This window comes from Thermoanaerobaculia bacterium, from assembly GCA_035260525.1.
Lineage (GTDB): Bacteria > Acidobacteriota > Thermoanaerobaculia > UBA5066 > DATFVB01 > DATFVB01.
In genome coordinates this window covers 1-5,951 of record DATFVB010000022.1, presented here as the reverse complement: position 1 = coordinate 5,951, position 5,951 = coordinate 1, and the positions used below count along the sequence as shown (strand labels likewise).

Here is a 5,951-nt window from a genome sequence, read left to right as displayed (position 1 = left end):
GGGAATCAGGGGAATAGCCAGCGCGGCGAGGCCCGCCGCGGGACTCGCTTCGCTCGCGGATCGGTCCGCTCTCGCGCGGCTCGCGCGTTCCGAACCCTTGCGGCGCGTCTGACCTGGGGGAGGCCTCCCCCAAACCCCCTCTGGAGATCCGGGCGCGTCTTCCCGGCCGGCCGCACGACGTACGGCTTTCGGTACGTCTTAGCGGCCGGCCGGAAACCCGCATCCCGCCGGGCTCGCACCTCGCCGCGCTTTCGGGTGGTTCCGAAGCGGGAGACGTTGTCGCGGGAATCAGGGGAGTGGCCGGCGCGATGAAGATCGAGCCGCCGGGGCGACCTGGCCGAGCCAGCGAACGCGATTGTCGGATGGTCGGGGCGAGAGGATTTGAACCTCCGACCACTCGGTCCCGAACCGAGTGCGCTACCAGGCTGCGCTACGCCCCGAAAGGAGTGGCGTTTATATCCCGAATCCGGGCGAGGACTCAAGGCGCGGGCGCGCCGGACGCGGGCGGGTTGTTCAGCCGCAGTGTTTGTGGACGATCTCCACGACTTCCTGCGGGACGAGCGGCTTGCGCAGATATCCCTGGACGCCGATGACTTCCGCCTCGCCGGGAACCTCGTTCCAGGCGGTCGTCACCACGACGGGAACGTTCGAGAGTATTGGGTGCTCGTTCCGATATTTGAGGAAGGCCCAGCCGTTCATGACCGGCATCATCAGATCGAGAAGGATGAGGTCGGGGCGAGGCTCGTGGCGCAGGAGCTCGACCGCCTCGAACCCGTTGGCCGCCCCGACAGCGTCGAAACCTTCCGAGTCGAGCAGCTCGATCAGACTCTCGCGAAGGTCGGCGTCGTCTTCGACCAGCAGCACTTTGGCCATGCATCCTCCGGGGGACGCGGGATTATTTCAGATGCGCGGATTTCAGGGTTGACTTGCGCCCCATTTGCGCCTATCGTTCGATCATGGCCGAAGGGCCGGCGAATCTGATCAGGCGCCGGCCGCGGTGGTTCCCTCGGCCACCTGAAAGCGAGGCCGAAATGAATCTCACGAAGCGCCAGAAGGAGATCCTCGATTTCATCACGCGCTACCGCGCGACGAACGGGATCTCGCCGACCCAGCGCGAGATCCGCGAGGCCTTCGGGCTTTCGTCGTTCGGGACCGTGCAGAAGCACCTGCGGCTCCTCGAGGAGAAGAAAGCGCTCACGCGCGACTGGAACAAGAGCCGCAGCGTCGCGCCCGTGGAGATCTCGCCTCCGATCTCCCTGGTGAGCGTCCTCGGGCAGGTGGCGGCGGGCCATCCGATCGAACCGTTCCCCGATCGCGACACGATCGAAGTCCCGCCGTCGCTTCTCGGAAAAGGGGAGCACTTCGTCCTCAAGGTCCGGGGCGATTCCATGGTCGACGACGGGATTCGCGACGGAGATTTCATCGTCGTCGCGCGGCGCGAGAAGGCAGAGAACGGCCAGACCGTCGTTGCTCTCGTGCGCGGCGAGGCGACGCTCAAGCGGTTCTACGCGGAAGGAAAGAAGGTCCGGCTCCAGCCCGCCAACCCGGCCATGAAGCCGATCTACGCCGATCCACGGGACGTCCGCGTTCAGGGAATCGTCACGGGCCTCATCCGAAGCTACAGCCGCTGAAGCCGGGTTCGGATCGCCGGCGGGCCGGCATAGGCCGAGTGCTGTCGCACGGGCGTGCGCTCGGCGATCGGCGCGTCCGTCGCTGCCGCGCCGCCGGCGGGATGCCGGCTCGATGCGGAAGCGGGAGCGCAGGCGAAGGGGGTGGCGGCGGCGCGGTCGTCCCCGCGAAAGCGGGGACCCAGCCTTTCCGAAAAGAACTGGATTCCCGCTTCCGCGGGAATGACAAAGGCCGAGCGGAGATAAGGACTCTCGTTCGACGAGCGGCGCCGCCGTCACGCGCTCCCGTTCCCCGAGCCCGCTCCCGCGACGGTTGTATCGCCGCGCGTGCCCACCTTGATAGAATCGCGGGGAGTCCGGCGACGTACCCAAGTGGTAAGGGAGAGGTCTGCAAAACCTTTATGCGTGGGTTCGATTCCCACCGTCGCCTCCACCCTCGCTCGTTGGACGCCGGAGTGGCGGAATTGGCAGACGCACGGGACTTAAAATCCCGAGACCCGAAAGGGTCGTGCCGGTTCGACCCCGGCCTCCGGCACTTTTTCGGCGCCTGATTTTCGCGTCAGACACCCCGCTGGAGCAGCGGAGGAATCGTCCTCTGCCACGGACATTCCATTCCAATCGAGGGCACGCTCGATAATTAAATTCAAGGAACCAAAGGATGAGTCTGCGGTACGCTTTTCGCTTGATGAGGCGCGCGAAGGGAGTGAACTTATGAGAATCAACAAGACCCAGGGAATTCGGGCCGCGGCGATCACCCTCGTCGCGCTCGCCACCGCGTTGACGGCGGGTGCGGCGCCGATCGACAACCTGTCCCGGTATTTCGCCGGCATGTACCGTGGCGTGACGCCGGGCAACAACCTGACCATCCAGATCACCCCGGTCACGATCGACCTGTCGAATCCGCACGATTACTTCGTGACGGTGTCGGGCCAGTTCGAGAAGACGAACATGCGCGAGCAGGCTCTGCTGCGGATCGACACGCAGGGGGACTCGATCCACGTCGGCTACATCCCGCATTTCGATCCGGGCGTGACCGGGATGTCGTCCTCCGCGGGCCGCTTCTCCCCGGACGAGTTGAACGCTGCCTGCGGCGTGTACCTGAAGGTCGAGGGCGACGGTTTCGGCGGGGAGACGCGCCCGAGCGACTGCGCGCGCGCGATCCGCGGGACCGCGAGGCGTTCCTGGCGCGTCGAAATCGAGCCGAACCGGATCACGTTGAAGGACGCCAAGACGGGTGAGACGCTCCGGTTCGAGAAGGAAGAGAAGGCGAAGTAGGGCTCGGAAGAGATTAGCAGGTTGCTGAAAAAGGGTCCGTGGCGGGGTTGCGAGCGCCGCGGGCTCGAGTGTAAGACGCCGCGCCGAAGGCGATGCCGAATGCATCGTCTAGGCGCGGCAACGAAGCAGGCGAGCCCGCGCCGCCTTCTGGTGGCGCGAGTCTTGCCGCTCGCGCGTTGTAAAGATCCGGCGCAAGGCCTCGTCGCGCTGGAGCGCCGCGCCGTTCTGCGAACGATCGGCAAGACCCGTGACACGCCGCCCGGATTCGTTTTTCAGCAGCCTGCTAAACTCGGGCCATGGCCGAAGAGATTCGGTGCATGGTCTGTTCCCGGCAGCTCGTCGCCAACCCTCTCTTCCCCGACGTGCTCGCCGCGTGCCCGATGTGCGGCCGCCTCTTTTGCCGCGATTGCGCGGTGAAACGGGGCGGCCGCGAATTTTGCGGCAGCCGCTGCGGCGACACGTTCTTCTTCGCGGGGGAGGAAGGAGACTCGGAGCTTGCCGACGAGTAGTCCGGATCATCGTCGCCGAGGCGGGCTTTCGCGGCATCCGGCGGAAAAGCTCCGCGACGACGCCGGAGTCGTTCCCGGATGACGCGGGCTGACGGTCGGATCCGGTTCGCGCGGTTCTTCTGGAGGGATCCGAACACCCAGTTCCTCGCTCTCGCCGTGCTCGTCGGAGTGCTCGGCGCCGCCGGCGCGATCGTGTTCCGCACCGCCACGATCTGGCTGACGTCGCACCTGCTCGGGAGCCCCGACGTCGTGTCCGGAGCGAGCCGGCTGCCGTACTGGAGGCGGCTCCTGATCCCGGCGGCGGGAGGTCTCGCGGGCGGCGTCATCGCCCGCCTGTTCGTCCGCACCGGGGGAACGATGGGGATCGCCCAGATCATGGAGGTCGTCGCCGTCGGCAGGCGGACCGTGCGTTTCCGGCAGTCGCTCGCGCGCACGGCGTCCTCCGCGATCGTGATCTCGAGCGGCGGCTCCGAGGGACGCGAGGGCCCGATCATCCAGATGGGCGCGGCGTTCGCCTCGGTCGTCGCGCGCGCGATCAAGGTCTCGCCGGAGCGCGCGCGCGTCCTCGTCGCCTGCGGCATGGCGGCCGGCGTCGCCGGCGCGTACAACACGCCGATCTCGGCGACCCTCTTCGTCGTCGAGCTCGTGATGGGATCCTTCACGTTCGCGGTGTTCGGACCCGCGATCGTATCGGCGTTCGTGTCGGCGCTCCTGACGCGCGCGGTCCTGGGGAACGCGCCGCTCTACCACGTCACCGCGTTCGAGCTCGGGTCGCTACCGCAGACCGCTCCCTTCCTGGTCCTCGGGCTTGTGGCGGGGCTCGGCTCCGTGCTCTTCATGCGGACGATCCGCCTCTCGAAGAAGCTGTTCCACCAGCTCGGATGGAAGGACGAGTGGCGGATGACGGTCGGGGGCCTCGGGGTCGGGGCGCTCGCTTTCGCGTTCCCCGAGGTCTGGGGGAACGGCTTCGAGGGGACGAATCACCTGTTGAGCGCCCGCCCGGTCCTCTGGTTCTTCGTGGCGATCTTCGCGGCGAAGATCCTCGCGACGGCCTTCACGATCGGCTCCGGCGGCGTCGGCGGGGTCTTCACCCCGGCGCTCATGACCGGCGCCGCGCTCGGAGGATCGGTCGGGATCGTCGTGGCGCGCCTCTTCCCGCACCTGGCGTCCCCGATCTCCAGCTACGCCCTTCTCGGCATGGGGGGGCTGCTCGCGGGGACGACGCGGGCCCCGTTCCTCTCGATCATCATGATGGTCGAGCTGACCCAGAACGAGGACCTCCTCCTCCCGATGATGATCGTCGCCCTGCTCGCGATCTCCGGCGCAAAGCTGTTCGAGCGTGAGTCCGTCTACGTCGAGGAGCTCCGGGAGTCGGGTGTCGAGTGGAACGAGACTCCCGAGTCGAGCGCGCTCGCGAGCCTCCGTGTGCGCGACATCCTCCGCAGCGACGTCGAGCTCATTCCGCAGACGATGAGGCTCCCGGAGGTGATGAAGGCGTTCCTCCAGACGCGCGTCTACTATTTCTTCGTCGGGGACGCCGGCGGGAGGCTCCTCGGTGTCATCGACCTCCACGACCTCAAGGACGTCCTCGGCGATCCCGAGCTCGCCGACTCGTCGGTCGCCAACCTCATCATCGCCGGCGACATCGTTCGGGAGATCCCGTCCGTCACACCGGAGGAGTCGCTCGCCTCGGTCAACGAGAAGCTCTGGCTGAGGGACCTCGGCTGGCTCCCGGTCGTCGAATCACCCGAGAGCCGCAAGTTCCTCGGCATGGTGACGCGGCGCGACGTGCTCGGCGCTTTCGAGCGGGAGTCCCTCCGGCAGAGCCATCTCTTCGCGCGGGTCTCGCGGACGCGGCTCGAAGGAGGCACGGAGGTCGACTACTTCGAGCTTCCCGAGCAGCACCGGCTCTCGCAGCTCGACGTGCCGGCCGATCTCGTCGGCGAAACCGTCGGGGAAACGGCGCTGCGGAGCCGCTACGGCATCACGATCCTCGCCATCAAGCGGCTCGACCGCGACGGACTGGAGCGCCGCTTCGTGCCGGCCGCGACGGACCGGCTCGAGCGGGGCGACCGGCTCGTCGTCCTCGCGACGGACGAGGGGATCACGCGTTTCTCGCAGCGGTCCGACGGCTCGTCGGCGCCGGAAGCGTCGGCGTAGGACGGCGCGGCCCGGGGCAAGCGGTCGGACCGGCGTGCTTGACCTGCGCTACGCCGTCGCGTATCGTTCGGCTTCTTCCGCGGGGCTGTAGTTCAGTTTGGTTAGAACGCCGGCCTGTCACGCCGGAGGTCGCGGGTTCGAGCCCCGTCGGCCCCGCCAAAACCTGCTGCGCAGGCGCTGCGCTTCTTCACTTCGTTTCGAGTGCTCGCGCGTCGAGGCCGATGGCCTCGACAGTTTTGGCGAACGTTTAACCTGGGGGAAGCATCCCCCAAGCCCCCTCCGCAGCCGAGATCGGTGTTCCGAGCGCACTGGCGTGCGCAGGCGCCCTCAACGCAACCCGAAGAGGATCGTCGTCGTCTTCTTGACGCGCCTCCGGCCT

The 5,951-nt window shown here is 67.3% G+C and carries 5 protein-coding genes and 4 tRNA genes; 7 read left to right on the top strand and 2 right to left on the bottom strand.

The window, feature by feature from the left end:
- Positions 1 to 363: 363 nt before the first annotated feature.
- Both VKH46_00790 and VKH46_00785 read right to left on the bottom strand, forming a co-directional pair.
- A tRNA-Pro gene (locus tag VKH46_00790) sits at positions 364 to 440 on the bottom strand.
- Positions 441 to 513: 73 nt separating this feature from the next.
- Positions 514 to 873 (bottom strand): response regulator, encoded by a 360-nt coding sequence (locus tag VKH46_00785; GenBank protein HKB69348.1) that lies wholly within the window; start codon positions 871 to 873, stop codon positions 514 to 516.
- A 158-nt stretch (positions 874 to 1,031) separates the two neighbouring features.
- Between VKH46_00785 and lexA the strand changes: the two genes are divergently transcribed.
- The 7 genes from lexA (at position 1,032) to VKH46_00750 (ending at position 5,731) form a co-directional block, all read left to right on the top strand.
- On the top strand, positions 1,032 to 1,631 hold the full coding sequence (gene lexA, locus VKH46_00780; GenBank protein ID HKB69347.1) for a transcriptional repressor LexA: 600 nt from the start codon (positions 1,032 to 1,034) through the stop codon (positions 1,629 to 1,631).
- Between the two features lie 355 nt (positions 1,632 to 1,986).
- Positions 1,987 to 2,061 (top strand) — tRNA-Cys (locus VKH46_00775).
- Positions 2,062 to 2,077: 16 nt separating this feature from the next.
- A tRNA-Leu gene (locus VKH46_00770) sits at positions 2,078 to 2,163 on the top strand.
- A gap of 176 nt (positions 2,164 to 2,339) precedes the next feature.
- Positions 2,340 to 2,903 (top strand): hypothetical protein, encoded by a 564-nt coding sequence (locus VKH46_00765; GenBank protein HKB69346.1) that lies wholly within the window; start codon positions 2,340 to 2,342, stop codon positions 2,901 to 2,903.
- A 296-nt stretch (positions 2,904 to 3,199) separates the two neighbouring features.
- Positions 3,200 to 3,412 carry a hypothetical protein gene (locus VKH46_00760; GenBank protein HKB69345.1) on the top strand — a complete coding sequence of 71 codons (213 nt, stop codon included), beginning with the start codon at positions 3,200 to 3,202 and terminating at the stop codon, positions 3,410 to 3,412.
- Positions 3,413 to 3,490: 78 nt separating this feature from the next.
- The gene (locus VKH46_00755; GenBank protein ID HKB69344.1) at positions 3,491 to 5,572 is read left to right on the top strand and encodes a chloride channel protein; all 2,082 of its coding nucleotides are present in this window, start codon (positions 3,491 to 3,493) and stop codon (positions 5,570 to 5,572) included.
- A gap of 81 nt (positions 5,573 to 5,653) precedes the next feature.
- A tRNA-Asp gene (locus VKH46_00750) sits at positions 5,654 to 5,731 on the top strand.
- Positions 5,732 to 5,951 lie beyond the last annotated feature (220 nt).

What these genes read in the sequence shown, in the direction of transcription:
- VKH46_00785 (HKB69348.1), bottom strand. Translation starts at nt 873, where the DNA reads ATGGCCAAAGTGCTGCTGGTCGAAGACGACGCCGACCTTCGCGAGAGT.
- lexA (HKB69347.1), top strand. Translation starts at nt 1,032, where the DNA reads ATGAATCTCACGAAGCGCCAGAAGGAGATCCTCGATTTCATCACGCGC.
- VKH46_00765 (HKB69346.1), top strand. Translation starts at nt 2,340, where the DNA reads ATGAGAATCAACAAGACCCAGGGAATTCGGGCCGCGGCGATCACCCTC.
- VKH46_00760 (HKB69345.1), top strand. Translation starts at nt 3,200, where the DNA reads ATGGCCGAAGAGATTCGGTGCATGGTCTGTTCCCGGCAGCTCGTCGCC.
- VKH46_00755 (HKB69344.1), top strand. Translation starts at nt 3,491, where the DNA reads ATGACGCGGGCTGACGGTCGGATCCGGTTCGCGCGGTTCTTCTGGAGG.